The sequence below is a fragment of the Hymenobacter segetis genome (assembly GCF_054776495.1).
On record NZ_BAAHBV010000001.1, the window covers coordinates 771938 to 798227 of the forward strand.

Consider the following 26290-nt stretch of genomic DNA (forward strand, 5'->3'; position numbering starts at 1 on the left):
AAGGCAGCAGGAGGGGAATCGCAGGCAAATTACCCCTGAGAAAATGCGAAAAGAATGAAGCGGAATTCTACGAGCGCCAGCCCCCGGCCCCGAGCAGCGGTACGAACCGGAAGTCTTCAAATTCTTCGCGCACAAAGGCCTCGGTGCCTTCGCGGGTCACGCGCACCATGCGCTGGGTGTGGCTGCCCCCCACGGGTATTATCAGGCGGCCGCCCACGCGCAGCTGGCGCAGCAGGGCGGGGGGCAGCCCCGGCGCGCCGGCCGTAACAAGGATGGCATCGAACGGGGCGCGGTCGGGCAGGCCCACCGAGCCGTCGCCGCAATACAGCCCGGCCCCACCGGCCCCCAGCGTGGCCAGCAGCTGCCGGGTGCGGGCAAACAGCACCTCGTTGAACTCGATGCTGTCGACGTGGGGCGTGAGCTGGAGCAGTACGGCGCACTGGTAGCCCGAGCCGGTGCCCACCTCCAGCACCCGGTCAGTGGGTTTCAGGTCGAGCAGCTGGGTCTGGTAGGCCACGGTGTAGGGCTGCGAAATCGTCTGGCCCTCGCCGATGGGAAAGGCTTTGTCCTGGTAAGCGTGGGCCTCGAAGGCGGGCGCAAAAAAGAGGTGGCGCGGCACGGTGGCGATGGCCTGCAACACCCGCTCGTCGTGAATGCCGCGCCGCCGCAACTCGCGGGCCAGCGCCCGCCGTTGTCCCTGATGGCGATAAGTATCGTGAAGCGGTGAGATGATAAAGGGCTTAATTAAAATGAATAAAAGCCGGGTGCGGACCGATGGAGGCCCATTGGCCGGCCCAAAAAGAAGCCGCCGGACAACTACCCGCTGTCCCTACCTTTGCCGGGAGCGGTACGTCCCACAGACCGCGAAAATACTACCCCGCCCACCGTTTTGCAGTTAATTCGTCGCTTTCAATATATCAAGCTGGTGGCCGCCGATTTCGGCGCGGCGCTGGTTGCCTGGATGTGCTTTTACCTCGTGCGCAAATATTTGCTCAACGAGCTGACCGGCTATCACTTCACCGAAGGCGTGCTGTTCGACCTCACCGGGTCGGCCGTATTCATCGCCATATTCTGGACGGTGCTCTACGCGCTGGTGGGCGAGTACCGCGACATCTACCGCAAGTCGCGCCTCGGCGAAATCCTGCGGCTGGCGCGCGTGGCCATGCTGGGCGCGGTGGTCATCTTCTTCACCCTGCTGCTTGATGACCAGGGTGTGGTGAACTACCGGGCTTACTATAAGACGTTTACCGCGTACTATCTGCTGCATTTCTTCATCACGGCCGTGCTGCGCACCGTGGCCGTGAGCAGCGTGCAGCGCCAGATTCGCAAGCAGCGGATTTTCTTTCCCACGCTGCTTGTGGGCTCCAATACACTGGCGTTGAATACCTTTCATGAGCTGTCGCGCACCAGCCGGCACCTGGGCCTGCGCATGGTGGGGTTCGCGCCCGTGGGCGATACCATCGACCCGGCGCTGGCCGCCGAGCTGCCCGCGCGCGGCTCCTACCAGCGCCTGCCGGCCCTGGTGCGGGCCCTTAAAATTGAGCAGGTGGTTATCGCCATTGAGCCCAGCGAGCACCTGCTCATCCAGGACATTCTGGCCCTGCTGGAAGGCACTCCGGCCCGCGTGAGCATCCTGCCCGACCTGTATCAGATGCTGCTGGGTTCGGTGAAAGTCAACCACTTATTCGGGACGCCGCTCATCGAAATCAAGCAGGACCTGCTGCCCGTGTGGCAGGTGATGCTTAAGCGGATTATCGACGTGGTGGGCTCGGCGCTGTTCCTGCTGCTGGCCAGCTGGGTCTACGCCTTCACGGCCGTGATGGTGAAATTGTCGTCGCCCGGCCCGGTGTTTTACCGGCAGGAGCGCATCGGGCGCGACGGCCACCCGTTCCGAATCATCAAGTTTCGGTCAATGTTCACCGACGCCGAGAAAATGGGCCCGGCCCTGAGCTCCGACCACGACCCGCGCATCACCAAGTGGGGCCGCTTTATGCGCAAGGTGCGGCTCGATGAGCTGCCCCAGTTCTGGAACGTGCTGAAAGGCGACATGAGCATTGTGGGCCCGCGCCCGGAGCGCCAGTTTTTCATCGACCAGATTGTGAAAATCGCGCCCCACTACCGCCACCTGCACCGCGTGCGGCCGGGCCTCACCTCGCTGGGCCAGGTGAAATACGGCTATGCCGAAACCGTAGCCCAGATGGTGGAACGGCTCAAATTCGACATTCTCTACATTGAGAACATGAGTCTGGCTATGGACTTTCGGGTGCTACTTTATACGTTGAAGATTATTGTGGAAGGGCGGGGGAAGTAAGTGCCGCCTGTAATTGCGAGGAGGCACGACATTCCGCGCATGAAGCGGCGTCAATCCGTCCTGTGCAATTTGCTAAGCTCTGAGATGTGAAAAGCCCCGGTACTATCCAGTGTCGGGGCTTTTTGGTAGAAGAATGGGACTGGTTTTGACAGCACGGATTGCTCAGTCGTGCCTCCTCGCAATGACAGACGCTACCTTTGCGGTTGCCAGCCGGAACCATTCAAGCTCCGGGTGAATTGCAACCCACTATGAATACCGAAGTAAAAGGAAGAGTCCTCGTCGCCATGAGCGGCGGAATTGATAGCAGTGTAGCCGCCGTGCTCCTGCACGAACAAGGCTACGAAGTGGTCGGGATGACCATGAAAACCTGGGACTACGCCAGCGCCGGCGGCTCCAAAAAGGAAACCGGTTGCTGCTCGCTCGACAGCATCAACGATGCCCGCGACATTGCCGTGCAGCTCGGCTTCCCGCACTATATCATTGATATCCGCGACGAGTTTGGCGACTTCGTGATTGATAATTTCACCGACGAATACCTCGCCGGCCGCACGCCCAACCCCTGCGTGCTCTGCAATACGCACATCAAGTGGGATGCCCTGCTGCGCCGCGCCGACCAGCTTGGCTGCCAGTACATTGCCACGGGTCACTACGCCAACATTCGCAAGGATGAAGAAACCGGACGCTTCGTGGTGAGCAAAGGCCTCGACGAAAACAAGGACCAAAGCTATGCCCTCTGGGGCGTGAGCCAGGAGAGCCTGAGCCGCACGCTGTTCCCGCTGGGCGGCATGCGCAAAACCGAGATTTATGACGAAGCCCGCCGGCGCGGCTTCACCGAGCTGGTGAACAAGCCCGAAAGCTACGAAATCTGCTTTATCCCTGATAATGACTACCGGGGATTCCTACGCCGCCGCGTGCCGGGCCTGGAGGCGCGCGTGGCCGGCGGCAATTTCGTGACCAAAAACGGCCGTGTCATCGGCAAGCACGAGGGCTATCCGTTCTACACCATCGGGCAGCGCAAAGGGCTGGGCGTGGCCTTAGGCTATCCCGCGTTCGTCCTCGAAATTCGCCCCGATACCAATGAAGTGGTGCTCGGCAACTACGAAGAGCTGGCCAGCACGGCCACCGTGGTGGGCAAGCTGAACATGGGCAAACTGGCCAATCTGGCTGGCCGTGGCTTGGTGCCGGCCGTGGTGAAAGTGCGCTACAACCACGACGGCTCGCCCGCGTTTCTGGAAGAAGTGGACGGCAAAATCCGCGTGTATTTCGAAGAGCCCGTGCACGCCATCACGCCCGGCCAAGCCGCCGTATTCTACGACGGCAACGACGTGCTGGGCGGCGGCTGGATTGAGCGCCACGTAATTGGCGAATTTCCCTTACCTTTTGCCGCTACAGCCACGGCTGAGCAATAATTCCTTTCCAAATAACCCGCTGCGCTACTCATGCAACGAATGAATTTTTCCTGGAATCTGCCGGCGACTACCCGCCGAATTAGCTTGGCCCTGGCAGCGGGTGCGCTGGCAATTGGCTTTGCTGGCTGCAAAGAAAACACGGTGGAAATCCTGCCCGATGCGGGCCTGAGCTACTACCCGGTGGCCGTGGGCAACTACTGGATTTATGCCGTGGCGGATTCCTCTTGGAGCCGGGCCAACGGCCAGGGCAGCCAGGTAACGCCCAGCGTACTCACGGCCACCTCTTTTCAGTTCCGGGAAGCCATCACCAGCTCATTCGCTGATGCGGCTGGTAAAACTGCTTACCGACTGGTGCGCTCGAAGCGACTGACGCCTGCGGACCCCTGGGTCGACGACAGCATCTTTACCTTGAGCCCCACGGCGCAATCGGTTATTCTCAACCGCAATAACCTGCGCACGTTGGAGTTGATTTTCCCGGTGCGCGAAGGCCGCCTGTGGAATTTCAACGCTTACAGCAATAACTCCGAAGACACGGTGACGGCCGAAACCCGCCGCTACCGCCGCGTGGGGGAGCCCTTTAGCACCACCGCCGGCGGCATCACCAAAGCCTACCCGGCCACCGTGACCACCACCAACGAAGGCACGGCGCAGGAGGATGACGCTTATTATGTGAAAACCTACCAGCAGGTATTTGCGAAGGGGGTAGGGCCGGTATTGCGGCGCCAGCGGCGCTTTACCAACTTTTACTATGTCAACTCTTCAGGTAGTGTGGTCTTCGTGCCTAAGTCGTACACTTTTGGCTATTCGCGCCGCGAAACGCTGATTGAATCCAAAGTGAATTAAGCCACTAGCTACTGAGTTTCCCCCCTCGCTGTTTCCCGCAACATATGGTGCCTTCTACGTTCAAATGGGTGAGCCTGGCCCTGGTGGCTGGCGCGCTGAATGCCCTGGCGGTCGCCCCGGCCTCGGCGCAGGGCACCGTGCGCCGGCATCTGGTGTATTTTCAGGATAAGGCCGGCACGCCGTTTTCGGTGGCGCAGCCGCAGGCATTTCTGTCGGCCCGGGCGCTGGCCCGGCGCAGCCGGCAGGGCATTGCCGTGCTCCCGCGCGACCTGCCCGTGAACCCCACCTACGTGGCCCAGATTCGGGCCGTGAGCGGCGGGCCGCAGGTACTCTACACGTCCCGTTGGTTCAATGCGGCCGTGGTTTCCTGCGATTCCCTCACGCTGGGCCGCATCATGGCCCTGCCCAAGGTGAGCCGCGCCAGCACCCTCAACCGGAGCGCCCGCGTGCCGAAGCCCTTTACCGCGCCCACGCAACTGCCTGAGCCCGCTGCCCGGACCACGGCCACGCGCGCCCAATACGGCCCGGCCTACCGCCAGGACCAGCAGATTGGGGCCCTGGCCATGCACGATGCCGGCTTCCGGGGCGAGGGCATGCAAATTGCCGTTTTCGACGCCGGCTTTCCCGGGGCCGACCAGATTGCGGCCTTGCAGCCGCTGTTTCTGGAGCAGCGCCTGGCCAGCACCCGCAACTTTGTGGATGGCGGCACCAGCGTGTACGGCCGCAGCGACCACGGCACCAACTGCCTGTCGACGATGGCGGCCAACCAGCCGGGGTTCTTCATCGGCACCGCGCCCAAGGCCACGTTCCACCTGTGCATCACAGAAGATGTGTATTCGGAACATCCCATTGAGGAAGCCAACTGGCTGGCGGCCGCCGAATATGCTGATTCGGTGGGCGTTGATGTCATCAGCTCCTCCCTGGGCTATACTGATTTCGATGTACCGTCCGTGTCCTACATCTACGCGGATATGACCGGTCGCAATGCCATCAGCTCGCGGGCCGCGACTATGGCCGCCCGCGTGGGCATGCTGGTAGTCAGCGCGGCCGGCAACGAGGGCAACCATGCCTGGCACTACATTTCGGCCCCCGCCGATGCCGACTCCATCATGACCGTCGGGGCCGTGGATTCGCTGGGCAACCACGCTTTTTTCAGCTCCTACGGCCCCACGGCCGATGGTCGCATCAAGCCCACGCTGTCGGCTATGGGCCAGGCCACGGCGGTGATTTCGCCCAATGGCGGTGCTTTTCGGGGCAACGGTACCTCGTTTGCCTGTCCCGTGCTCGCGGGCATGGCGGCCGGCTTCTGGCAGGCCAACCCCACGCTCACGGCCCAGCAGGTGATTGTGGCCCTGCGCAGCACCGCCACCCAGGCCGCCACTCCCGACAATACGCTGGGGTATGGCATCCCGAATTTCGTGACGGCCTACAACGCTCTGCACCCCAGCGCCCCGCTGGCCACCGTTTCGCCGGCGGCTAATGCTGCGGGTGCCCTGAGCATCTACCCCAACCCGACCGGCAATGGCCCGCTCACGCTGGTGCTCCCGGCCGCCTTGCGCGGCCAGCCGCTACGGGTGCGGGTGCTGGATGTCCGGGGCGCGGTGGTGGCGCAGCGGCAGCTGCCGGCTGCCGGTGGCGAAGAGGTTCCGCTCCGCCTCGGGCCGCTGGCCAAAGGCAATTATATCTGCGAGGTAAGCGCTGGCAGCACCTTGCGAACGGTAAAATTTGTGCAGCAATAAGCAGGTTCTCAGCTACTAAAAAAAGGTGCTTTGCGGCACCTTTTTTTGTTCGATTGTTCCGGGGTATCGGCTTGTTTTTGAGGTCGATAATTCGTAATTTTAAAGCATTAATTAACCTTCTTTTACTGCAGTAGAATGTTGCAAATGATGACGACTAAGCGCATCGGGCGCCGCCAGTTTCACTTTACCGTGCAAGGCAATAACTTTCACGAAACGGTGGCCGAATACGAGCGTTTGAGTTTTGCCGATGTGGCCGCCTGTGGCATCTGCGGGTCCGACAATCTGGACCTGACCAGCCGCGTGGCCCAGGGCAAGTTTAAGTACACTTCGGTGCGCTGCCTGGAGTGCCGGGCCGACGTGACCTTCGGCAAGCGGGAAGATGACGACCAGACCGTGTTCCTGCGCAAGAAAACCGGCGGCCTGCCCGGCGAGCTCGACTGGCGGCCCTTCGAGAAAGGCGACAAATAACCTCCGCGCCGACTTTGCGGTTTATAACTCCATCAACGGCACTCTGGCAGCAGGGTGCCGTTCTTTGTGTTCAGGAAACGGTAGAACTGCTATTCGGTTTGCCAGACTCCGCGAAATCTGACCAATCCGCTTAAATCCGCGATTCATGTTTACTGGAATTATTGAAGCCCTGGGCACCATCGTAGCCGTTGAAGACCAAGGCAGCAACCGTCATTTTACCGTGGCTTCGCCCTTTGCCGCCGAACTGAAAATCGACCAAAGCGTGGCCCACGACGGTGTGTGCCTGACCGTGGTGGCCGTGGATGCGGCGGCCGGCACGCACGTAGTCACGGCCATTGATGAAACCATGCGCGTGACCAACCTGAGCCAGTGGCAGCCCGGCCGCCACGTCAACCTAGAGCGCTGCCTGGCCGCCAACGGCCGTTTCGACGGCCACATCGTGCAGGGCCACGTCGATGCTACGGCCACCTGCCTGAGCGTGACCGACCAGGACGGCTCCTGGCTATTCCGCTTCGGGCACGAGGCCGGCCCCGGCCGCCTCACCGTGGAAAAAGGCTCAATCTGCGTGAATGGAACTAGTTTGACCTGTTTCGAGAGCACCGATACGGGCTTCACGGTGGCCATTATTCCTTACACCTATGAGCATACCAGCTTTCAGCAGTTGAAAGCCGGCGAAACGGTGAACCTGGAGTTCGACATCGTGGGCAAATACGTGGCGAAGCTGCTGGGCCGGTAGGCTGGCTGCCTAGTTAGGGCGTTGTCATTCCGACGAAGGAGGAATCTGGTTAAGACTGTCAAATTACAGTTTTCAGATTCCTTCTTCGTCGGAATGACAACGCCCTATTTGAATATTCTACTAGCTTCTTCACCGCTGGAGATTTCAGCTGCCGGAACTGTTTCTTCGGAAACGGCGAAAAAAGACCTGGCTCGGAGCAGCGCCGGGGCATCAAGCTGAATGTCATTGGGGCGCGAGCCCGTGCCGAAGAGGATGCCGCCCCAGCGCATTTGCAGGTAATTGGCCGTTAGGGTCAGGGAATCTTCCAAAGGCTGGGCTTCGGTGCGCTCGCCGCTGCTCACGGTAATGGCCCAGAGGGTTTTGCCCTGCATTCGCTCGCGGAAGTTCAGACTTGGGGTGCGCAGCCAGGCGCTCCAATGGTCGAGGTAGAGCTTGGCCGGAGCCGGCAGGCTGTACCAGTAGAGTGGGGCCACCAGCACCAAATCGGTGGCGTTTAGGGTGGCTTCGAGCAGGTGCTGGGCGTTGCCGATGGGCGGCTGAAAGGGGCCGCTGTGCCGCACATCGACAAAATCGGGCAACGGGAAATCAAGCAGGTGCATCCACTGCTGCTCGGTACCCGGGGGCAGCGGGTGGGCGGCGCAGTAGGCCAGTTGTTCGCTGTTGCCCAAGCGGCGGGTGCTGCACAGCAGGAAAAGGAAGTGCCGTTTTAACTGGCTCATAGTAGAAGGAAGCTACGCCTGGGCGGGCCACCAGCGCGGAGCCCAGCGCCGGAAAGCCACCGCTGCCAGCCACCCCATGATGGCTCCCACAGCGGCCCCGCCCAGTACGTCGGTGGGGTAGTGAGCGCCAAGATACATGCGGCTGTAGGATAACAACGCAAACCAGGCAAATACCCCGATTTTGAGGCCGCGAAAACGCCCGGGAGGTAGAATTATTGCCAAAAAAACGGCCAGCGCCATGGAATTAGCGGCGTGTGATGACAGGAAGCCGAACTGCCCGCCGCAGCCATCGGGCAAGTGCAGCAGGTGGTCCAGCGAGGCATCGTGGCAGGGGCGGGGCCTCCCGAAAAACGGTTTGAACAGCCGGCTGGTAATGCTATCGGCCAAGCCCACGGCGGCAATAACCAGCGGCAGCAGCAGCGCCGCGCGCCAGCGGAAATGGTATATCAGCCAGCCGATGAGCACGGCGTAGACCGGAAACCAAACCAGGCGGTTCGAGGCAAAAACCATCACCGCATCCAGCAGCGGGCTGTGGGCGTGGTTGATGGCTAGCAGTAATTGCCGGTCAAGCTGTTTGATGGCCTCAAGCATCGGCCAGCCAATCTACGCCCTTGCGGAGCCAGGCCAGGGTGCTGGCCTCCGGGGTGCCGGGGGCGGGCGGGGCGGGGTTGTAGGCCCAGCCGGTGCGCGGGGGCAGGCTCATGAGAATGGACTCGGTGCGGCCGCCGGTTTCGAGGCCGAAGCGGGTGCCGCGGTCGAAGGCCAAGTTGAACTCGGCGTAGCGGGCGCGGCGCTGGCTTTGCCAGGCTTCTTCGCGCTCGGTGAAGGGCAGGGCGTGGTTTTCGGCCATGAGCTGGGTGTAAAACGGGCCGAACAGCTCGGCCACGTCGCGCATGAAGGCGAATAATTCTTCGGCGGTGCCGTCCTTGCCCACAGTCAGTCTATCGTAGAAAATGCCGCCCACGCCGCGCGTTTCCAGGCGGTGCGGGAGGTAGAAATAGTCATCGGCCCAGCGCGTGAACTTGGGGTAGTAGGCCGGATTGTGGCGGTCGCACACGGCTTTCAGCTGCGCGTGGAAGCGGCGGGCCTGGGGCTCGTCCACGTAAATCGGGGTCAAATCGATGCCGCCGCCGAACCAGGCTTCGCCGTTGCCGGCCTCGAAATACCGCACGTTCATGTGGATGATGGGCACGCGCGGGCTGCGCGGATGCAGCACCACACTCACGCCGGTGGCGTAGAAATGAGGGTCGGGCATGTGCAGCTGGCGGGCGGCGGCCTCGCTCATGGAGCCCCACACGGCCGAAAAACCAACCCCACCTTTTTCGAGGATAGCGCCGTGTTCCAGCACTTTGGAACGGCCGCCCCCGCCGCCTTCGCGCTGCCAGGCATCGGTGAGGAAGGCAGTGGGGCCGCCGTCGGCGGCTTCGAGCTGCTGGCAGAGGCGAAGCTGAAAATCAGCCAGCCAGGCTTCAATTTCGGGACGGATGGTGGGAGAGGACATGCGGGGAGTTGGCAGTTGACGGTGAGTAGTTGATGGTGAACCGGGAGTGGTTTGTTTCCAATGATGCCCGGTTCGCGGCCAACTGTTGCCGGCGCAAAGATACGGACGAGGGCGCGGGGCGTACTTTTGCAGTCTCACCCCGCCCAGCCCCCGATGTCCGATTTTGCTGCTCCCGCCGCTCCCGATACCACTGACTTCGCCAACCCCCGCGTAGCCGCCGCAGCGGCCGCCGCCGCCGAGGCCTTTACCGCGCCCGCCACCGCCGCGCCCGCGCCCGATGCCAACCTGCTGCGCCGCACCTACCGCCTAATGCACACGGCCGCCGAAATGGCCGCCCTCTACGAAGAAGAAAAGGCTACCGCCTCGCGCTACGTGCACGCCACCGCCCGCGGCCACGAGGCCGTGCAGCTGGCCGCCGCTTTCCTGATGAATGGCAACGACTACGCCGCGCCCTACTACCGCGACGACGCGATGCTACTAGGCATGGGCCTGCGCCCGTATGAGCTCATGCTCCAGCTGCTGGCCAAGGGCGATGACCCGTTCAGCGGAGGGCGCACGTATTATTCGCACCCCTCGCTGCGGCGGGCGGGCATCCCGGTTATTCCGCACCAAAGCTCGGCCACTGGCATGCAGGCCATTCCGGCCACGGGCATGGCGCACGCCATCAGCTATTTTGAAAAGCAGGGGCTGGCGATTGAGTCGCTGAATAAATCGGCGGGCTGGCTGGCGGAGAAACCGTTGGTGCTGTGCTCCATCGGGGACGGGGCCATGACGGAGGGCGAGGTGGCGGAGGCGCTACAAATGGCCATTCTGCACCAGCTGCCCATCGTGTACCTGGTGCAGGACAATGACTGGGGTATCTCGGCCACGGGCCGCGAGATGCGGGCCATGAATGCCTACGAGTTTGCGGCCGGTTTCCCCGGCCTGCGCCGGATGCAGGTGGATGGGGCCGATTTTGAGTCGTCGCACACCGGCTTGGCCGAAGCGTTTGCGCACGTACGCGCCCGGCGCGGGCCGGTGCTGGTGCACGCCAAATGTCCGCTGCTGGGCCACCACACCAGCGGCGTGCGCCGCGAGTGGTACCGCTCCGACCTGGCCGCGCATCAGGAACAGGACCCGCTGCCGCGCCTGCATCAGCGCCTGCTGGCGTTGGGCGTGGATGAAGCCGCCCTGGCTGCCCTGCAGGCCGAGGCCCGCGCCACCGTGCGCGCCGACTGGGCCGAAGCCCTGGCCGCGCCCAACCCCGACCCGGCCACCTTCGCCGACCACGAATTTGCCCCGCCCGCCATCACCGAAGAAGCCGGCGAGCGCAGCCCCGCCGGAGCTGAAAAGGCCCTGATGGTGGACGCCGCCCTGCACGCGGTGGACGATATTCTCCAGGAATTCCCCGAGGCCCTGTTCTACGGGCAGGACGTGGGCGGCGAGCTGGGCGGTGTGTTTCGCGAGGCCGCGCTGCTGGCCAAAAAGTACGGCGATGCCCGCGTGTTCAATACGCCTATTCAGGAGGCTTACATTGTGGGTAGCACGGCGGGCATGGCGGCGGTGGGGGCGCGGCCCATTGTCGAAATTCAGTTTGCCGACTACATCTGGCCGGCGCTGAACCAGCTGGTGGAGGAACTCTCGAAATCATGCTACCTCACCATGGGCAAATTCCCGATTCCGGCCCTCATCCGGGTGCCGATTGGGGCGTATGGCGGGGGCGGGCCGTACCATTCGGGCTCCATCGAGAGCACGCTGCTCACCATTCGGGGCATTAAAGTGGTGTACCCCAGTAATGCGGCTGATATGAAGGGGCTAATGCGGGCCGCCTTCCTCGACCCCAACCCGGTGGTGATGCTGGAACACAAAGGCCTGTACTGGAGCAAAGTGCCCGGCACCGAAGAAGCCAAAACCGTGGAGCCGGCGGCGGGCTACGTCATCCCGCTGGGCGTGGCTGCCATTGCCCAGGCCGCCGATGCGGAGCAGCTGCGTCAAGGAGAAACTGCCCTCGTTGTGACTTACGGCATGGGCGTGCACTGGGCCAAAGCCGCCAGCCGCGACTTCCCCGGCCAAATCGAAATCCTCGACCTGCGCACCCTCAACCCGATTGATTTTGATGCGGTGACGGCCGCCACCCGCCGCCACGGCAAGGTGCTGGTGCTCACCGAAGAGCCGCTCATGAACAGCTTTGCCGAAAGCCTGGCCGGACGCATTCAGCGCCACTGCTTCACGGCGCTGGATGCGCCGGTATTCACATTGGGCGCGGCTAATTTGCCGGCCATCGCCCTGAATGTGGAGCTGGAAAAGCAGATGCTACCGAGCGCGGCCAAAGTGGCCGTGGCACTGGGCGAGCTGCTGGGGTATTAGCGTTAATTAACATAGTAAAGCCCTTCATGCGTCAACATGAAGGGCTTTTTTTTGCTTTGTTATTGCGTTTAAAATGGATACCCGATGCCCAGATTGAAGGAAATGGGGTTGGCGCTGGTGTCGAAGTTGCGCAAGGCCCATTTGTCGGCACTTGTGGGCGCGGTGGGGTCGTAGATTTTGGTGGCGATGTCGAGGCGCAGAATCAGGAACGTGAAATCGAAGCGCAGGCCGAAGCCCGAGCCCACGGCAATTTGCCGGTAGAAGGTGTTGAGCTGAAACTGCGCGTTGGGACGGAGGTATTCGCCGGTTTTGGGGTCTTTCTTTTCCTGCAAGCCCCACACGTTGCCGAAATCGGTGAACAGCGCGCCTTTGAAGAAGCCGTAAATCGGGAAACGGTACTCGGCGCTGCCTTCCAGCAGCAGCTCGCCGGGCTGCTCGGTGAGGTAGTCGCGCACTATTTGGCCACCGCTTATGCGCGTGGGCGTGAAACCGCCCGGCCCCAGGCGGCGCGGCTGCCAGGCCCGCAGGCTGGTGGAGCCGCCGGCAAAAAACGACTTGTCGTAGGGCACGATGTACTGCGGGTCGCTTTCGGTCGTGGTGGGGTCGTCGGTACGGGTGAGGGCGTGCACCGCACCACCGTTGAGGCGCCACACGAAATACGTTTGGGGCGTGAGGTGGTAGTAGCGCCGGTAATCGACGCTGATGCGGGCAAAGTCATACACGCTCAGGCCGGTGCTTTCGTAGAGCCCTTTGCGGTAGAAGCCGCGCGTGAGGCCGCCGATTTCGCCAAACAGCCGCAGGTAATAGGCGTCGCGGGTTTCGTTGAAATCGTTGGAGTTATACAGCGACGTGAAGCTGAAGCTCGGCTCGACCTGCTTGCTGAACGAGCGGTACAGCGAGGACCCTTCCGTGAGCTGCAAGCGCCGGAGGCGCACGTTGAACGAGTCGCTGGTGAAGGGCGTATTCACCAGCGTGATGACCACCGGCGAAAACACGTACTGGTGAAACGGCGAGCGCTGCCAGATATAATCCCAGGCAAACTCGAAGTTGGACCGGATGTATTCCGGGCGCTTCACATACGTTTCGGAGAGCGAGAAGCGGGTTTTGGGGTTGTAGCGCGTCAGGAAATAGTTGGTGCGGAAGGGCACCAGAAACTGCGGCAGCACCAGCGCCGCCGTGGCCCCCAGCTGCGTGGTGTACACGTTGTCCGTCGTGTTGTCGCTGGCCACGCGGGTGAGCTGGCCCTCGAAGCCGGCCCGCACGCCAAATTCCAGCACCTCGGCTCCGCCGAAGGGGTTGCGGGTTTTCAGGCGGTAGTTCAGAAATGGCCCCGGCAGGTAGGCCACGTAGGTAGCGCCCACCTCCACGGTCTGGGAGAATTTGGGCGCGGGCGAGGCGTTGATGACGGCCACCAGCTGGCCGGTGCTGGGCGTGCGGCCGGCGCTGTCGGCGGTGGGCGGGTCGGGCACCTTGCGGTAGTTCACGGTATTGAACCGGAACATGTCAAGGTCGGCCAGCTGGCGCTGGGTTTGAAGGGTATTGGTCAGGCTGTAGTGCTGCTCGGGGCGCACCAGCACCTTATTGGCCAGCAGGCCGGTGCTGAATTTCTGCTCGTAAGCGGCAAAGCGCACCGAGTCCGTGACCACCGTATCCGTGCGCACGCCCAGGCTGGGGCGGGCGCGCAGGGCGCCGGCCGTGCCGGCCCGCCGTAGGGTGTCGCCGGTGGCGCTGCGCAGGGTGCGGCCCACGCCGGCATCGGTGATAAAACGGACCTGGCGCAGCGTGTACAACCGGTGGCCCTGGCCCGGCCCGGGGTTGGCGATGAACGTGCGTAGCCGTACCGTAAATTTTTCGTAGCTCGTGTCGGCTTCGAGGGTGATGTACTGCTGGCGGAAATCGAAGTAGCCCGCGTTTTTGATGAGGGTTTCGAGGCGGATGCGCTCCTGGCCAATCAGGTCCTCGTTGTAGCGGTCGTTTTCGTGCAGCAGCGTGGCCGGCTGGCCCTGGCGCACCACGGCGGCCACGGCCGAATCGGGAATGCTGGGGGATTGCAGGCGGTAAAGAAACGGCTGGCCTTCCTTGATGTTATAGGTCACCGTCACGCGGCGGTACTGCTTGGCCGCGTCCAACGAATCGGGCTTGCTTGGGATAATCGAGCCCACGGCTTGCAGGGCCCGGAACACAATGCCGCGCCGGAAGCGGGCCGTGTCGGTAGCCGTTACCCGCGCCCGGAAAAAGCCCTGCGACCGTAGAAAGGTCGTCATCTGCTCCACCGATTTCTTGGTGAGGGCCGTGTCGTAAATAACCGGCGCTTCGCCCAGGCGCATGATGGCGTTGCCTTTGTCGAGGGCTAGCTGCTTGCGCTTCACCTTGCGCTCGCGCTGGTCGAGCAGCTTGCCCAACTCGGCCGAGTCGGTGCCAGCGGCTTTTATCTTGGCGGCGTAGGTCGTCTCGATGTTGCGCAGCTTGTTTTTGATACGCACCGAATCGTACAAGTTGAAGCCCAGGTGGTAGATGGCCAGCTTGGGCGGCAGCTTGGTGTTGGTCTTTTGCTGGGCCAGCGCGGTGAGGCGTTCTTTGTCGGCCTGCTCGATGCCCTTGATTTCGACGCGGCTGAGCAGGCGTTGGTTGGGCCGCAGCAGGCTGAATGGCGAACACGCCGCCAGCCCCAGCAGCGCGAGCAGCGGCCCGAGCCGGTGCGCAGGCCGTAGTTTTGGCAAATAAGTAACGAGTAATGGTTTCAAAAGCACTTGGCAAATACGTGCAGTCGCTGCACCAGAAGAAGTACCGGCACCGCCACGGGGCGTTCCTGGTAGAGGGGGGCAAAAGCGTGTTGGAGCTGCTAAGTTCCGACCTGGAAGTCGAACACATGCTGGGCACGGCCGAATTCATCGACGAAAACCGGGCCAGCCTGCCCGGCCGGCTGCCGCTCAGCGCCGCCACCGAAACCGAGCTCACCCAGCTCGGCACGCTGGCCACCAACACCACTGCCCTGGCCGTGGTGCGCCTGCCCGCCGAAACCCCGCTGCCGCTAACGCTGCCTGAATCGGCTTTGTTGCTTGTCCTCGACGAAGTGCGCGACCCCGGCAACCTCGGCACGCTGCTGCGCCTGGCCGACTGGTACGGCCTGCCCGGCGTGGTGCTCAGCCCCGGCTGCGCCGATGCCTACGCCCCCAAAACCGTGGCCGCCAGTATGGGGGCCTTCGCCCGGGTGCGCGTCTGGGAGCGTGACCTTGCCGAGTGGCTGCCCACGCTGGCCCCCACCGTGGGCATATTCGGGGCCGATTTGGAGGGCGACAACGTGCACCACCTCACCCTGCGCCCCGCCGGCGTGCTCGTGATGGGCTCTGAATCGCACGGCCTCACACCCGCTGTGGGGGCGGCCCTCACGCGGCGGCTGCACATTCCGCGCGGGGCCGGTGGCCAGGCCGAAAGCCTGAACGTAGCTATTTCGGCGGCTATTTTATTGGATAATTTCTTTCGGAATCAGTAGGGGTTTTCGGCCTTCAAGCAGCCCCAGACAGGTCCAAATAAAGAACGTCATGCTGAGCGAAGTCGAAGCATCTCTACCGCAAGAGTAAATGAATTACTTACGCGGTAGAGATGCTTCGACAAGCTCAGCATGACGTTCTGCTTTTGTCAAGGCTTAAGTCCGGCCGGGGGCAGCTTGTTGTTTTAGAAGCCCAAAACGTTCAGGCCGACGGTGAGCAGATGCGTTTTGGGTCCCTGGCCGTCTTTGAACAACTCATTCATGTTGTACTTGGCGAAAAGCTGCAGGGCGTGGAAGCCGATTTCGCCCTGCACCCCGTACGTCCAGGGGTTGAGGTTGAGGGTGCCGGTGACTCTATCCTTGCTATTGTAGTCGGAGCCGGCCAACCGGTATTCGGTGTTGATGTTGCTGGTGAGCCGGGTACCGCCGAAGCCGCCAATGCCGGCCGAAAGCGTGCGCTTGTCATATTTGTTGCGCAGCTTCATACGCAGCATCACGGGCAGGTTGAGGGTGCCGACGTAGAGGGTGGCCTCCTGAATCTGTTTGGTGTCGGGGGCCGTTTCCACGAACGTGAGGTTGTTGTTCTGCGCCCACTGCTCGTTGCCGGTCAGGCGCATGTAGTTGCCGCTGAATTCGGGGCCGATGGTGATGGCCACTTTCGACTTCTTGGTGTAGTGCAGCGGCTGCACGTAGTAGAGGCCGAAATTGAGGTACGTGGAGCGCCAGTTATTGAGCGAAGGCACTTTCAGGGCGGCTGTCGACGTCGAGTTCACCAGCGTGGTCAGGCCGATATCGAAGCCCAGCTCCACGGTGGCTCTGTGGCGGCGCTGTTCCCGTTTCAGCGAGTCGGCCCGGGACTTGGCCTTCACCTCGCCATCGGTGCCGATGCTGAAGGTGTTTTTGCCGTCCTCGTCCTTAGTGGTCGTGATGCCGAACTTATTGTTGAGAAATACCTGAACCTTGTTGTTGCTTTTGTCGCTGGTGCCGGGCTTGTGGGCCGTGACGCGGATTTCCTCGGGCAGGTTCTGGCCGGGCTGGTCCTTGTCGGGGTAGAAGCGCATCGTTACCTGGTCGGTAGTGCCGGTTTTAGCGGCGGCTTCGGCCTGGTTGATGTAGGTGGCCAGCCGCGAGGTGAGTGAGTCGAGGTGGTAGTTTTTCATGTCGCGCAGCTGGGCGGCGTTGCGCACGGTCAGGGTCAGGGTGGCTTTGTTGGGCAGGCGCACTACGATGGTGTCCTTAACAGTAGCGGCGGGCCGGAGGGCCGTGGCGCGGGCCGCGTTCAGCCCGCCCAGCGTGGTCATCAGCAGAAAGAAGGGGAGAAAAGCGCGTTGCATGGTTTCTAACGAGAAGAGGGTGAATTACAATTGAATGGATTTCGTGACCCGGTGGCCGGCCACGGTGGCTTGGATGGTCACGTTTTCGGGCAGGCCCGTGACTTCGGCCAGGTTCACCCGCTCGCCCCGCACCAGCTGGCCACCCATGTGAAGGAGGCGGCCGCCCAGCCGCCGGCGCTCGGCTGGTTCGGGGTTGGCGGCCAGGGCCGAGGCCACCGGGCGGGCGGGGCGGGCAGGGGCTTCGCCGTTGCGCACGTCCACCGTGATAAGCTCGGGGGCGGGCACCAGGCGGGCGGGGTCGATTACCGTCGCGGGCGCTGGGGTGGGCAGGTTGGCAGCGAGTACCGGGGCCGGCCGTTGCTCGTCAGCAGCGGGGGTATGGGCCGGGGCGGGCGTTGTCGTGCGGGCCACGAGGGTGGGCGAAGGGGCGGCCGCGTCCGGCTGCCGGTTGCTTCCCAGCGGGTGGCGCGGCGAAGGCCGCTCGGCCAACTTACTGGCCTTTGATGCGGTAGATGCGAGGGCCAGGGAGCGGGTTGCCTGAGCCGTAGTATTTTTTTGAATAGAAGTAGAAACCGGGTTTTTAGTAGTTGCAGGAGCATTCGTAGCGGCCACTGCTTCTTCAGAAATCGGTGCGGCAGTTGCCGGGGTAGTTGTTGCGGGAGCAGCCGTTGCATTGGGCACAGCAGCAACTATCGCAGGCTTCGTAATCGGGGCAGTAACAACTATTGCCGGTTTCGTGGTAGCGGTGTTCGCGCCCTTGCCTTTTTGCACGGCCACTTCATTGCCGCCCATATTTTTGGCCGGGAACCCCAGCCACAGGCCGGCCCCGCCGGCCAGCAGCAGGATGAGCACGGCGGCCGCCATTGCCATGGGCCACCATGCGGCGGCGCGGCGCTGGCGGGGGCGCAGGTGCTCGTCTTCGAGGCGCTCCCAGAGCTCCCGGCGCGGGGGCGTGGCGTGGGCGGCGAGGCGTTTCTGGAATAGCTCGTCGAGGCGCGGTTCGTGGGACTCGGGCTGGGGGGCGCTGGCTTGCAGGCGCGCCCAGAGGTCGTCGCCGGGCGGCGTGGCGTGGCCGTCGAGCTGGCGGCGGAATAAATCGTCGATATTATCTTCGGGAAGCATAGGGATAGGGGCTAATTCGCCGAGATGGCGGAAAACTGAACGCGCCGCTGGAGCATGGCGCGGGCCTTGCTCAACTGCGATTTACTGGTGCCTTCGCTGATGCCCAGCAGCTCGGCAATTTCCTGGTGGCCGTAGCCTTCCAGGGCGTAGAGGTTGAAGACGGTGCGGTAGCCGGTGGGCAGGGTGGCCAACAGGTTCATTAGGTCTTCGGCCTGGAGTTGGGTGTCGGCGGTGGCGGCGGTGGTGGCCAGGTTTTCGGGCTGGGCAAAGTCTTCAAACGACACGGTCATCATCTCGCGCTGGCGCAGCTGCATCAGGGCTTCGTTCACCATGATGCGGCGCACCCAGCCCTCGAAACTGCCTTCGAACCGGTAGTTGGGCAGCGCCCGGAACATCTTGGCAAAGCCCAGAATCAGAGCTTCTTCGGCATCTTCGCGGCGCTTGAGGTAGCGGCGGCACACGGTGAGCATCAGCCCGGCCAGCTGGTCGTAGAGCTGGCGCTGGGCCCGGTGCTCGCCCCGCACACAAGCAGCGATGAGGTCGGCTTCGGTCGTCACGGTAAGGGTGGGCACGGGAGCAGAAAGGATGGTGAGTTATGGCGGCAGATGCGGAAAGGGCGGGAAGGGTTGCCTGGGCAAGGAAGTTTTTTATCGTACTCCATTTGTGGGGTTCGAGGCAGTAGTTTCGCAGGTGCTAATCATTACCAGTATGCAAAAACTGCTACCCTTCTTCCTGTGCTCGTTGACTGTCTCGCGCCTGGCGGCGCAGGAGGCTCCCATCAAGCCCACCGTTTATCGAAAATACACCGTGGCCCTGGGCATTTTGGGCAACCCGAAAGTGTTGGGGGTGCAGGCGGAGGGCCGTTTCGGGCCGCATTTTGGCGGGCGGCTGGTGGCCACGCAGGTGTTCGATTCGCATCGGCAGAACGAATTCAGTGCCGGGGGCATCGGTCTACTCACTTATTACATTCCCTTGAAAAACCCGCGTCTGGAGCCGATGCTGGGCATTGGGGGCGTTTATTCGCTGTATCACTGGGACCTGGGCTCCAATGGCAATAAAGGCACCCTAACGGACTTCAACGTGGGCGGCGGCATGGGCTTGAACCTGCGTTTCAGTAATGATTTTCGGGCGGGTATCAATGTATTATTTGCCAATGGATTCGTGGCCGACTACCAAGCCGACGAGATGCGCGTTGCACACCGGAAGCTACTCGTGATGCCCGCCCTCACGTTTGATATTCTGCTGTAGGCCCCGCTAGGGCAGCTCGCGCAGCGGCCGGCCCTGGTGCCGGCCATCGCGCAAATGCTTGGCCTGGCCCACCACTTGCGCCCCGTAGATGCCGGTGTGGCCCGAGAACAGATACGCCACCACGCAGGCCAGCGCCAGGTACACACCCGCACTGGCCCCGAACAATTCCAGCCCCATCAGCAGACAGGCGAGGGGCGTGTTAGCCGCGCCCGCAAACACGCCCACAAAGCCAATAGCCGCCAGCAGCGCCACCGGCAGCGGCAGCACCAGCGCCAGCGCGCTGCCCAGCGCCGCCCCGATGAAAAACAGCGGCGTGACCTCGCCTCCCTTGAAGCCGCAGCCCAGCGTGAGAGCCGTGAGGGCCAGCTTCCAGGCGAAATCCGTGGGAGCGAGCGGGTGCTGAAAAGCTTCGACAATGACCGGGATGCCCAGCCCGCCGAAGCGAATAGGCCCGGCCAGCCATAGCAGGCCCGCTACCAGCACGCCGCCCAGCACCGGCCGCAACGGCGGGTAGCTGACGCGACTGAAAACCCGGCCAATGCCGTGCGTGAGGGTAGCAAATGCCCGGGCCGTGAGCCCGAACAGTGCGCCCGCCAGCAGCGTGCAGCCTAGCAACAGCGGCGTGAGGGGCAGCCCATCCAGCGCGGGGTAATGGGTATGGCCTACGCCCCACGCCCGCGTTACGAAATCAGTAAAAACGGCGGCCAAAAAGCTGGGCAGCACGGCATCGTACCGAATGGAGCCCAGCAGAAAGACTTCGAGCCCGAATACGGCCCCAGCCAGCGGCGTGCCGAACACCGAGGCAAACCCCGCGCTCATCCCCGCGATGAGCAGCAGGCGGCGGTCGCGCGGGCGCAGGCGGAGCCAGCGGGGGAGCTGGTCGGCGAGGGCGGCGGCCATTTGCACGGCCGTGCCCTCGCGGCCCGCCGAGCCCCCAAACAGGTGCGTAACCAGCGTGCCGCCCAGCACCAGCGGCACCATGCGCAGCGGCAGGCGCTGGCTGGGGCGGTGGATTTCATCAAGAATCAAATTATTGCCGCGCACCGCCCGGTCGCCGAAATACTGGTAGGCCATGCCGATGAGCAGGCCCGCCGCCGGCAGCAGCGCCAGCACCCAGGGGTGGGCTTCGCGCCAGCGCGTGACCCAGTCGAGCGACACCAGAAAGCCAGCCGAAGCGGTGCCGGCCAGCGCGCCAATTAGGCCGCAAATCAGCAGCCAGCGCAGCAGGAATAATAGTGCCGAGGTAAGAGATGTAGCCCGCAGTCGGGCGAGGGAGAAGGGTGGCAGCATTGGGGCGAACGGCAGGATGAGCTATGCGACGCGGCCGTCGGGGCTGCGCCGTTTCGTAGGAATCATCAGCGCGGGGCGCGGGGCTCCGGCGGTTCGCGGTGGCAATCCATCACCGTATTCTGGAGGGTAAATATAAACGGCGCTTGCTAGTGGTGCATTGGCTGGGATAAAAAGAAAAACGCAGCGCCCGATTACTGGCGCTGCGTTCAGCAACTAAGCGGTTATCAACTTTACATCTTCATGCCCGGCATCCCTCCGTGCTTCATCCCGCCGTGGCCCATGTGCATGCTCATGCGCGGGGCGATGAAGCGCAGGTACACTTCGAAGGAAAGCGGGTTCCGGCCGTAGGCGGCGAGCAGGGCGGTGTTCTCCTTATTATAGGTGTTGAGGGTGCCGGTGAGGCCGAGGTCGAGCCAGCCGGCTTTGGTTTTGGCGATGTATTTGGATGCGCCGATGGTGAAAGCCTCTACCGAGCGGTTGGCGTGGGCATCGTGGTCGGTAGGGGCGGGCAGCAGCAACTCGTCGTAGTTGAGTTGCAGCGTTTCGAGGCGGGTGAAGAGGTTGAACTGGCGGGCCTGGAGGTTGCTTTCGAGCAGGAAGGAATTGGAGTAGGTCGTTTCCTCGCCGATGCCGCTGTGGCGGTTCATGCCCCACACGGCGGTGGTGGAGAGGATGCTTTCCTTGCCCACGTTGGCATTGTGCAGCACCGAGGCGCTGGTGCGGTCCACGTTGTCGTTGGGTTCTAATTCTTCGGGGCTTTTGAGGTGGGCGGCCGAGACTTGCAGCGCTAGGTTGTCGGACGGGTTCACCGAGAGGCGGGCGCTGTAGGAATCGAAGCGCGGCCGGTCGAAGCTGTAGCGGTTTTCGTTGGGCTCGCGGCCCGTAAACAAGGAGCCTTCGAGCTTGGCGTTGCGGTAGCGCACGCCCAGCGTGGCCACGCCGAACTGAATGTGGGTGGCATCCTGCCAGTGGTGGCCCAGCGGGGCGGCGGGCAGGTTGGCCGCCGAAGGCCGGTGCATGAACACGGGCGGCCCGATGGCCGGCTCGCCGGGGTAGCCGAGGTAGGCGGTGAGGTCCACATCGGAGCTGGCGGCGTAGGTGTAGGCCACGGCCAGGGCGCTCACGAAATCGTGCGGGTGCTGGTGGTCGTGCAGCTTTTCGCCCTGCCACGACTCGCCGGTCTGGAACAGCAGCGGGTAGCCCGCGCCGCCCACCGTGAGCGGGTCGGCCGTCACCATGGCCTGGATGCTGAACAGCCCGCGCTGGCCCACCAGGTGGTTAGCCATGCCCATCACATAGGAGTTGGCGCGGAAATTAGCATCGCCGCGCAGGGCGCTATGGTTGAAATTCTGGCTGGTGTAGCGCAGGAAAACCGAGTACATCAGCATCACGTCCCAGCCTTTCGACTGGTACATCTGCATGTACATTGGGGATGAATCGGGGTGCCAGCTGGTGCCCGAGCCCTGGCGCGTCATGGGCAGGTTTTTGGAGAAGGAATTGCGCATTTCCATCATCATGCCACTGCTGTCGGCAGCCATGTCGGCGGTGCCCATGTTCATGCCGGGCATGTCGTGGCCTTGCATGTTGTGGTCGCTCATGCCGGGCATGGCGGGGGCTGGTGCAGTAGCGGGCGCGGTTGTCGGAGCCGGCGCGGGCATGTTCATGCCGGGCATATCCATTCCCGGCATGGCCGGGGCGGGAGCCACTTTGGCGCGGGTAGTATCGGCAGCGGCGGCGGTCGCGGCAGGTTTTGGGCGCGGTGTGGGGGCCGGGTGAGCGGCTTTGGGTTTGGGCCGGGGTGCAGCCGGCTTGGGTTTCGGTTTGGGCGCCGGCATTGGCATCGACATATCCATGCCCGGCATGTGGGTGTGTTGGGCGATAGCCGAAGTGCCCAGCAACAGGCCCAGAGAAGTCAGAAGAAGCGGTTTCATAAAATAGCGAGTTGGTAGCGTTGAAGGAGTTGAGCGGTTATTTCACGAGGAGGGTGCCGCGCAGCATGCCCATGCCGCAGGTGAAATCGAAGCGGCCCGGCTGCTGGGGCAGCAGCTCGATGAGCGTGGTTTTGAAGGCCGGCAGGTCGCGCCGAATGCTGAAATCAGGCAGCAGTAGTTCTTCGGAGCAGCTGTTTTCCTCGTCGCGGTAGAAATTCAGCCGCACCGGCTTGCCGCGCTCCACCTCAATAACGTCGGGCGAATAGCCGCCTTTTACGGTAATATCAACTTCCTGCACGCCGCCCGACGACGACACGGCGCTGGCCACCGGCCGCGATGAAAGAAAGAAATACCAGACCACAAACCCAGCCAGCGCCAAGCCGGCAATGGTGACGATGATTGAGGAAGCATCCATAGTAATGAGGGAATAAGGCCACGTCAGAAGGTACCTGGCCGGTATACATGTTGGTTATTCGGCCCGAAAGCCCCGTAGCCGCAGCGAGTTGGTGAGCACCGAAACCGAGCTCAGCGCCATGGCCCCGGCCGCCAGCATGGGCGAAAGCAGAATGCCGAACACCGGGTACAAGGCCCCGGCCGCGATGGGAATGCCCAGCGTATTATACACGAAGGCAAAAAACAGGTTCTGGCGAATGGTACGAATGGTTTGGCGGCTCAGCTCGATGGCCGTAACTACGCCCTGCAAATCGGAGCGCATGAGGGTAATACCGGCGGTTTCCATGGCCACGTCGGTGCCGCCGCCCATGGCCAGCCCGATGTCGGCCTGGGCCAGCGCCGGCGCGTCGTTGATGCCGTCGCCCACCATGGCCACCACGCGGCCCTCGGCTTGCAGGGCTTTCACCTGGGAGGCTTTATCGGCGGGCAGCACCTCGGCAAAGTAGCGCGTGATGCCCACCTGCCCGGCTACTTGGGCGGCGGTTTCGGGGTTGTCGCCGGTCATCATCACCACTTCGAGTCCCATTTTTTGCAGGCGCTGAATAGCGGTGCGGGAGGTTTCGCGCACGGTGTCGGCCACGCCGATGAGGCCAGCGGCTTGGCTGGCTACTGCTATGTAGAGCACGGTTTTGGCCTGTGCTAGCAGTTGGGCGGCCTGCGCCGCCAGCTCCGCCGAAAGCGTGATGCCCGCTTCGGCCAGCAAGCCGGCATTGCCGATGAGCACGGTCTGGCCCGCCACCGTGGCCGTGGCCCCCCGGCCTTCCACGGCCCGGAAATCGGTGGCTGACTGGGAAGCGGCCTTTTGGGCCTCGGCGTAGCGCACTACGGCGGCGGCCAGTGGGTGCTCGCTTTGTCGCTCCACGGCGGCGGCCAGCGCCAGCAGTTGCTCCGGGTTCTGGCCGGGGGCGGGATGGAAATCAGTCACGGCCGGCTCGCCCTGGGTGATGGTGCCGGTTTTGTCGAGCAGCACGGTGTTCACTTGGTAGGCTTTTTCCAGGGCCTCGGCGTTGCGGATGAGCACGCCGTGTTCGGCTCCCTTGCCGGTGCTCACCATGATGGCCGTGGGCGTGGCCAGGCCCAGCGCGCACGGGCAGGCAATGATGAGCACGGCCACAAAATTGACCAGCGCCAGCGGCAGCCGCGTACCCGCCGGGGCCAAATCGAACCACAGCACAAACGTGAGAATGGCGATAACCACCACCGTGGGCACAAAAACGGCGCTGACTTTATCGGCCAGCCGCTGAATGGGGGCGCGGCTGCCCTGGGCATCTTCCACCAGCTTCACAATCTGGGCCAGCAAGGTATCGGCCCCCACTTTGGTCACGCGGAAGCGGAAGGAGCCGGTTTTGTTGAGCGTGGCCCCGAACACGGCATCGCCGGCCTGCTTTTCCACGGGCAGGCTTTCGCCGGTGAGCATGGCTTCGTCGAGGGCCGAACGGCCTTCGGTGATGAGGCCGTCGGTGGCCACTTTTTCGCCGGGGCGCACCAGCACGATATCGCCCAATTTTACCTGATTGATATCCACGTCGATTTCCTGGCCGTCGGGCCGCACCACGCGGGCCGTTTTGGCCTGCAAGCCGATGAGGCTGCGCATGGCGGCCGAGGTCTGGGTTTTGGCGCGCAGCTCCAGCACCTTGCCTAGCAAAATCAGGGCGATGATGGTAGCCGTGGTGTCGTAGTAAACTTCGGGCCGCAGCCCCCGGCTGAGGAAAAACCTGGGCGCAACAGTGGCGGCGAGGCTATAGATAAACGCCGCGCCGGTGCCCACGGCAATCAGCGTGTCCATGTTGGCGGCCCGGTGTCGAAAGCCGTTCCAGGCTGACACGTAAAACTCGCGTCCGCTGAATAGCAGCACCGGCAGTGTGAGCAGGAGCAGGGCCCAGTTCAGGGCTTGCATGTTGAGGCGGGCCATCATCGCGGGCCAAAGCATCAGCATGCTCAGCGCCATAATCACAACGGCGAGCCCGGCCGCCACACTAAATCGGCGCTTGAGCTGGCGGTAGGCCTCAGCTTTCTGGGCGTCGATTTCGGCCTGACGGTCGGCCGCGCTGGTGTCGGGGGCACGTTCCACTACCCCGTAGCCCGCGTTTTCCACGGCGGCTTTCAGGGTGGCGGGCGTGGCCTGGCCGGGCAGGTACTGCACGGTGGCCTTTTCGGTGGCGAAGTTCACGAGCGCGCTTTGCACGCCGGGCGTGCGGGCCAGCGATTTTTCCACCGCCGAGGCGCAGGCGGCGCAGCTCATGCCTTCAATGTCGAGGGTGGTGGTTTCGGGGGAGGGTGACATATAGTACGAGCACCGGTGAGGAGGTGCCGGGTGATGGTGCAAAATTCGGGCATCCCGGCCCCAGGCATGTTACGGAATCAGGCCAAAAACATGCATAATTCGACCCTTGACAACTACCGGTTGCAGCCCCGTAAAAGCAAGCACGCCCCCCGAAACCAAGTTTCGGGGGGCGTGCCGCAGTAAATTCCAGCTCAGTTAATACTGCCCAATCGAGAGCAGCACCAGCGTACAGGCTTCCTCGGTCTGAATGCCGCGCTGCTGGGCCAGTCGTTCCAGCTCGGGGTTTTCGGTGCCGGGGTTGAAGAGAATGCGCTTGGGTTGCAGGTCCAGAATGTAGTCGTACCAGGCTGGCTGGTTTTGCGGCCCCACGTAGAGCGTCACCGTGTCGATGTCCGTTTCCTGAGGGCGGTCGGTGTGAATGTCGAGCCCGGCTACCTGGCCTTTGCGGATGCCCACCGGCACCACCTCGTGGCCGTGGTTTTTGAGCATGTGCGCCGCCCGATAGGAATAGCGGGCAGGATTATCTGAGGCTCCGAGAACGAGGGTTTTTTTCGGGGATTCCATAAGAGGTTAATACGTATAGAAAGACGCTTGAGCTTATATACGCAATAACCGCCCGCTGGGCTGCCGGGTTATGCCTGCGGCTGGCGGGGCGAGCTCAGGTGGGCAAGGGCCCAGGCTCCCACGGCCATCACCAGGTCGCGCACGGCCACGTCGAGGTAGCGGCCGCTGCCCAGCAGGGTCAGGGCAATGGCCGTGAGCCAGGCCATCACCACGCGAGCCCCAAGGTGGGGGCGCAGTAGCACCAGCGCGCCGGCCACTATTTCAATGATGCCCACCAGCATCATAAACGAATGCGCCGAAACCGGCAGCATCTTCACCAGGCCTGGCGCGAGGTAGGCCTCCCAGTTGGTGAGCAGGTTCGTGAATTTGTCGAGGCCAGCCACGATGGGCACCACGCCGTAGGTGAGGGTCAGGACCCGGACCACGGTATGGGCCGGGGTGGTTGCGGGCCGGGCAGCGGGCCCGGCGTAGGGAAAGTTGGCGGAAGGTAACATGGCAATGG

Annotated in this window: 23 protein-coding genes and 1 riboswitch; of the genes, 9 read left to right on the forward strand and 14 right to left on the reverse strand. The window is 63.0% G+C overall.

Annotated features, from left to right (window positions below; genetic code table 11):
- Positions 1-67: 67 nt before the first annotated feature.
- The gene (locus tag ACYU70_RS03355) at positions 68-730 is read right to left on the reverse strand and encodes a protein-L-isoaspartate(D-aspartate) O-methyltransferase (RefSeq protein WP_342300079.1); all 663 of its coding nucleotides are present in this window, start codon (positions 728-730) and stop codon (positions 68-70) included.
- 159 nt (positions 731-889) lie between these two features.
- Here ACYU70_RS03355 and ACYU70_RS03360 point away from each other — a divergent pair, with 159 nt between their 5' ends.
- The 6 genes from ACYU70_RS03360 to ACYU70_RS03385 all read left to right on the forward strand — a co-directional run bounded on the left by ACYU70_RS03360 (position 890) and on the right by ACYU70_RS03385 (position 7506).
- On the forward strand, positions 890-2311 hold the full coding sequence (locus ACYU70_RS03360) for a sugar transferase (RefSeq protein WP_342300051.1): 1422 nt from the start codon (positions 890-892) through the stop codon (positions 2309-2311).
- Between the two features lie 248 nt (positions 2312-2559).
- Positions 2560-3720, forward strand: coding sequence for a tRNA 2-thiouridine(34) synthase MnmA (gene mnmA, locus ACYU70_RS03365; RefSeq protein ID WP_342300052.1), 1161 nt, complete (start codon positions 2560-2562; stop codon positions 3718-3720).
- A gap of 39 nt (positions 3721-3759) precedes the next feature.
- Positions 3760-4563, forward strand: a complete 804-nt coding sequence (locus ACYU70_RS03370) for a hypothetical protein (RefSeq protein ID WP_342300054.1) — start codon at positions 3760-3762, stop codon at positions 4561-4563.
- Positions 4564-4607: 44 nt separating this feature from the next.
- Complete coding sequence (locus ACYU70_RS03375) at positions 4608-6302, forward strand: S8 family serine peptidase (RefSeq protein WP_342300056.1); 1695 nt, start codon at positions 4608-4610, stop codon at positions 6300-6302.
- 144 nt (positions 6303-6446) lie between these two features.
- Positions 6447-6770 (forward strand): hypothetical protein, encoded by a 324-nt coding sequence (locus ACYU70_RS03380; protein ID WP_216688795.1) that lies wholly within the window; start codon positions 6447-6449, stop codon positions 6768-6770.
- A gap of 145 nt (positions 6771-6915) precedes the next feature.
- Positions 6916-7506, forward strand: coding sequence for a riboflavin synthase (locus ACYU70_RS03385; protein ID WP_198068342.1), 591 nt, complete (start codon positions 6916-6918; stop codon positions 7504-7506).
- A 104-nt stretch (positions 7507-7610) separates the two neighbouring features.
- Here the strand turns inward: ACYU70_RS03385 and ACYU70_RS03390 are convergent, their stop codons facing one another.
- From ACYU70_RS03390 to hemF, 3 genes are read right to left on the reverse strand one after another with little or no spacing between them, the layout of a single operon-like run.
- A complete protein-coding gene (locus ACYU70_RS03390) occupies positions 7611-8225 on the reverse strand; it encodes a flavodoxin family protein (RefSeq protein WP_342300059.1) in 615 nt (204 codons plus the stop codon).
- 12 nt (positions 8226-8237) lie between these two features.
- On the reverse strand, positions 8238-8816 hold the full coding sequence (locus ACYU70_RS03395) for a phosphatase PAP2 family protein (protein ID WP_342300061.1): 579 nt from the start codon (positions 8814-8816) through the stop codon (positions 8238-8240).
- Positions 8809-9726: an oxygen-dependent coproporphyrinogen oxidase gene (gene hemF / locus ACYU70_RS03400; protein WP_342300063.1), complete on the reverse strand. Its 918-nt coding sequence runs from the start codon at positions 9724-9726 to the stop codon at positions 8809-8811. Before hemF ends, ACYU70_RS03395 begins: the two co-directional genes overlap by 8 nt.
- Before the next feature lie 153 nt (positions 9727-9879).
- Between hemF and ACYU70_RS03405 the strand changes: the two genes are divergently transcribed.
- Positions 9880-12072 (forward strand): alpha-ketoacid dehydrogenase subunit alpha/beta, encoded by a 2193-nt coding sequence (locus ACYU70_RS03405; protein WP_342300065.1) that lies wholly within the window; start codon positions 9880-9882, stop codon positions 12070-12072.
- 68 nt (positions 12073-12140) lie between these two features.
- On the opposite strand, the gene tamL is transcribed toward ACYU70_RS03405, so the two are convergent.
- Positions 12141-14792 carry a translocation and assembly module lipoprotein TamL gene (gene tamL, locus ACYU70_RS03410; protein ID WP_342300066.1) on the reverse strand — a complete coding sequence of 884 codons (2652 nt, stop codon included), beginning with the start codon at positions 14790-14792 and terminating at the stop codon, positions 12141-12143.
- A 14-nt stretch (positions 14793-14806) separates the two neighbouring features.
- Between tamL and ACYU70_RS03415 the strand changes: the two genes are divergently transcribed.
- Positions 14807-15565 carry an RNA methyltransferase gene (locus ACYU70_RS03415; protein WP_342300067.1) on the forward strand — a complete coding sequence of 253 codons (759 nt, stop codon included), beginning with the start codon at positions 14807-14809 and terminating at the stop codon, positions 15563-15565.
- Positions 15566-15747: 182 nt separating this feature from the next.
- Here the strand turns inward: ACYU70_RS03415 and ACYU70_RS03420 are convergent, their stop codons facing one another.
- From ACYU70_RS03420 to ACYU70_RS03430, 3 genes are read right to left on the reverse strand one after another with little or no spacing between them, the layout of a single operon-like run.
- The gene (locus tag ACYU70_RS03420; RefSeq protein ID WP_342300069.1) at positions 15748-16896 is read right to left on the reverse strand and encodes a hypothetical protein; all 1149 of its coding nucleotides are present in this window, start codon (positions 16894-16896) and stop codon (positions 15748-15750) included.
- A gap of 24 nt (positions 16897-16920) precedes the next feature.
- Complete coding sequence (locus tag ACYU70_RS03425) at positions 16921-18018, reverse strand: hypothetical protein (RefSeq protein ID WP_342300071.1); 1098 nt, start codon at positions 18016-18018, stop codon at positions 16921-16923.
- 11 nt (positions 18019-18029) lie between these two features.
- Positions 18030-18590, reverse strand: a complete 561-nt coding sequence (locus ACYU70_RS03430) for an RNA polymerase sigma factor (protein WP_342300073.1) — start codon at positions 18588-18590, stop codon at positions 18030-18032.
- A gap of 136 nt (positions 18591-18726) precedes the next feature.
- Between ACYU70_RS03430 and ACYU70_RS03435 the strand changes: the two genes are divergently transcribed.
- Positions 18727-19266 (forward strand): hypothetical protein, encoded by a 540-nt coding sequence (locus tag ACYU70_RS03435; RefSeq protein WP_342300075.1) that lies wholly within the window; start codon positions 18727-18729, stop codon positions 19264-19266.
- 6 nt (positions 19267-19272) lie between these two features.
- Here ACYU70_RS03435 and ACYU70_RS03440 read toward each other — a convergent pair whose 3' ends face one another.
- From ACYU70_RS03440 to ACYU70_RS03465, 6 genes are all read right to left on the reverse strand, one after another.
- On the reverse strand, positions 19273-20556 hold the full coding sequence (locus ACYU70_RS03440) for a chloride channel protein (protein WP_342300077.1): 1284 nt from the start codon (positions 20554-20556) through the stop codon (positions 19273-19275).
- Positions 20557-20605: 49 nt separating this feature from the next.
- Positions 20606-20679: riboswitch (Fluoride riboswitch) on the reverse strand.
- 107 nt (positions 20680-20786) lie between these two features.
- Positions 20787-22487, reverse strand: coding sequence for a hypothetical protein (locus tag ACYU70_RS03445; RefSeq protein ID WP_460615885.1), 1701 nt, complete (start codon positions 22485-22487; stop codon positions 20787-20789).
- A 37-nt stretch (positions 22488-22524) separates the two neighbouring features.
- Positions 22525-22902, reverse strand: coding sequence for a cupredoxin domain-containing protein (locus ACYU70_RS03450; protein ID WP_342301472.1), 378 nt, complete (start codon positions 22900-22902; stop codon positions 22525-22527).
- Positions 22903-22956: 54 nt separating this feature from the next.
- Positions 22957-25224, reverse strand: coding sequence for a heavy metal translocating P-type ATPase (locus ACYU70_RS03455; RefSeq protein ID WP_342301474.1), 2268 nt, complete (start codon positions 25222-25224; stop codon positions 22957-22959).
- A 195-nt stretch (positions 25225-25419) separates the two neighbouring features.
- Positions 25420-25788, reverse strand: coding sequence for a CoA-binding protein (locus ACYU70_RS03460; RefSeq protein ID WP_342301476.1), 369 nt, complete (start codon positions 25786-25788; stop codon positions 25420-25422).
- A gap of 68 nt (positions 25789-25856) precedes the next feature.
- Positions 25857-26282, reverse strand: coding sequence for a hypothetical protein (locus ACYU70_RS03465; RefSeq protein ID WP_342301477.1), 426 nt, complete (start codon positions 26280-26282; stop codon positions 25857-25859).
- Positions 26283-26290 lie beyond the last annotated feature (8 nt).

Coding starts and splice junctions, on each gene's coding strand:
- mnmA (WP_342300052.1), top strand. CDS start 2,560: ATGAATACCGAAGTAAAAGGAAGAGTCCTCGTCGCCATGAGCGGCGGA.
- ACYU70_RS03370 (WP_342300054.1), top strand. CDS start 3,760: ATGAATTTTTCCTGGAATCTGCCGGCGACTACCCGCCGAATTAGCTTG.
- ACYU70_RS03375 (WP_342300056.1), top strand. CDS start 4,608: ATGGTGCCTTCTACGTTCAAATGGGTGAGCCTGGCCCTGGTGGCTGGC.
- ACYU70_RS03380 (WP_216688795.1), top strand. CDS start 6,447: ATGATGACGACTAAGCGCATCGGGCGCCGCCAGTTTCACTTTACCGTG.
- ACYU70_RS03385 (WP_198068342.1), top strand. CDS start 6,916: ATGTTTACTGGAATTATTGAAGCCCTGGGCACCATCGTAGCCGTTGAA.
- ACYU70_RS03390 (WP_342300059.1), bottom strand. CDS start 8,225: ATGAGCCAGTTAAAACGGCACTTCCTTTTCCTGCTGTGCAGCACCCGC.
- ACYU70_RS03395 (WP_342300061.1), bottom strand. CDS start 8,816: ATGCTTGAGGCCATCAAACAGCTTGACCGGCAATTACTGCTAGCCATC.
- hemF (WP_342300063.1), bottom strand. CDS start 9,726: ATGTCCTCTCCCACCATCCGTCCCGAAATTGAAGCCTGGCTGGCTGAT.
- ACYU70_RS03405 (WP_342300065.1), top strand. CDS start 9,880: ATGTCCGATTTTGCTGCTCCCGCCGCTCCCGATACCACTGACTTCGCC.
- ACYU70_RS03415 (WP_342300067.1), top strand. CDS start 14,807: ATGGTTTCAAAAGCACTTGGCAAATACGTGCAGTCGCTGCACCAGAAG.
- ACYU70_RS03420 (WP_342300069.1), bottom strand. CDS start 16,896: ATGCAACGCGCTTTTCTCCCCTTCTTTCTGCTGATGACCACGCTGGGC.
- ACYU70_RS03425 (WP_342300071.1), bottom strand. CDS start 18,018: ATGCTTCCCGAAGATAATATCGACGATTTATTCCGCCGCCAGCTCGAC.
- ACYU70_RS03435 (WP_342300075.1), top strand. CDS start 18,727: ATGCAAAAACTGCTACCCTTCTTCCTGTGCTCGTTGACTGTCTCGCGC.
- ACYU70_RS03440 (WP_342300077.1), bottom strand. CDS start 20,556: ATGCTGCCACCCTTCTCCCTCGCCCGACTGCGGGCTACATCTCTTACC.
- ACYU70_RS03445 (WP_460615885.1), bottom strand. CDS start 22,487: ATGAAACCGCTTCTTCTGACTTCTCTGGGCCTGTTGCTGGGCACTTCG.
- ACYU70_RS03450 (WP_342301472.1), bottom strand. CDS start 22,902: ATGGATGCTTCCTCAATCATCGTCACCATTGCCGGCTTGGCGCTGGCT.
- ACYU70_RS03455 (WP_342301474.1), bottom strand. CDS start 25,224: ATGTCACCCTCCCCCGAAACCACCACCCTCGACATTGAAGGCATGAGC.
- ACYU70_RS03460 (WP_342301476.1), bottom strand. CDS start 25,788: ATGGAATCCCCGAAAAAAACCCTCGTTCTCGGAGCCTCAGATAATCCT.
- ACYU70_RS03465 (WP_342301477.1), bottom strand. CDS start 26,282: ATGTTACCTTCCGCCAACTTTCCCTACGCCGGGCCCGCTGCCCGGCCC.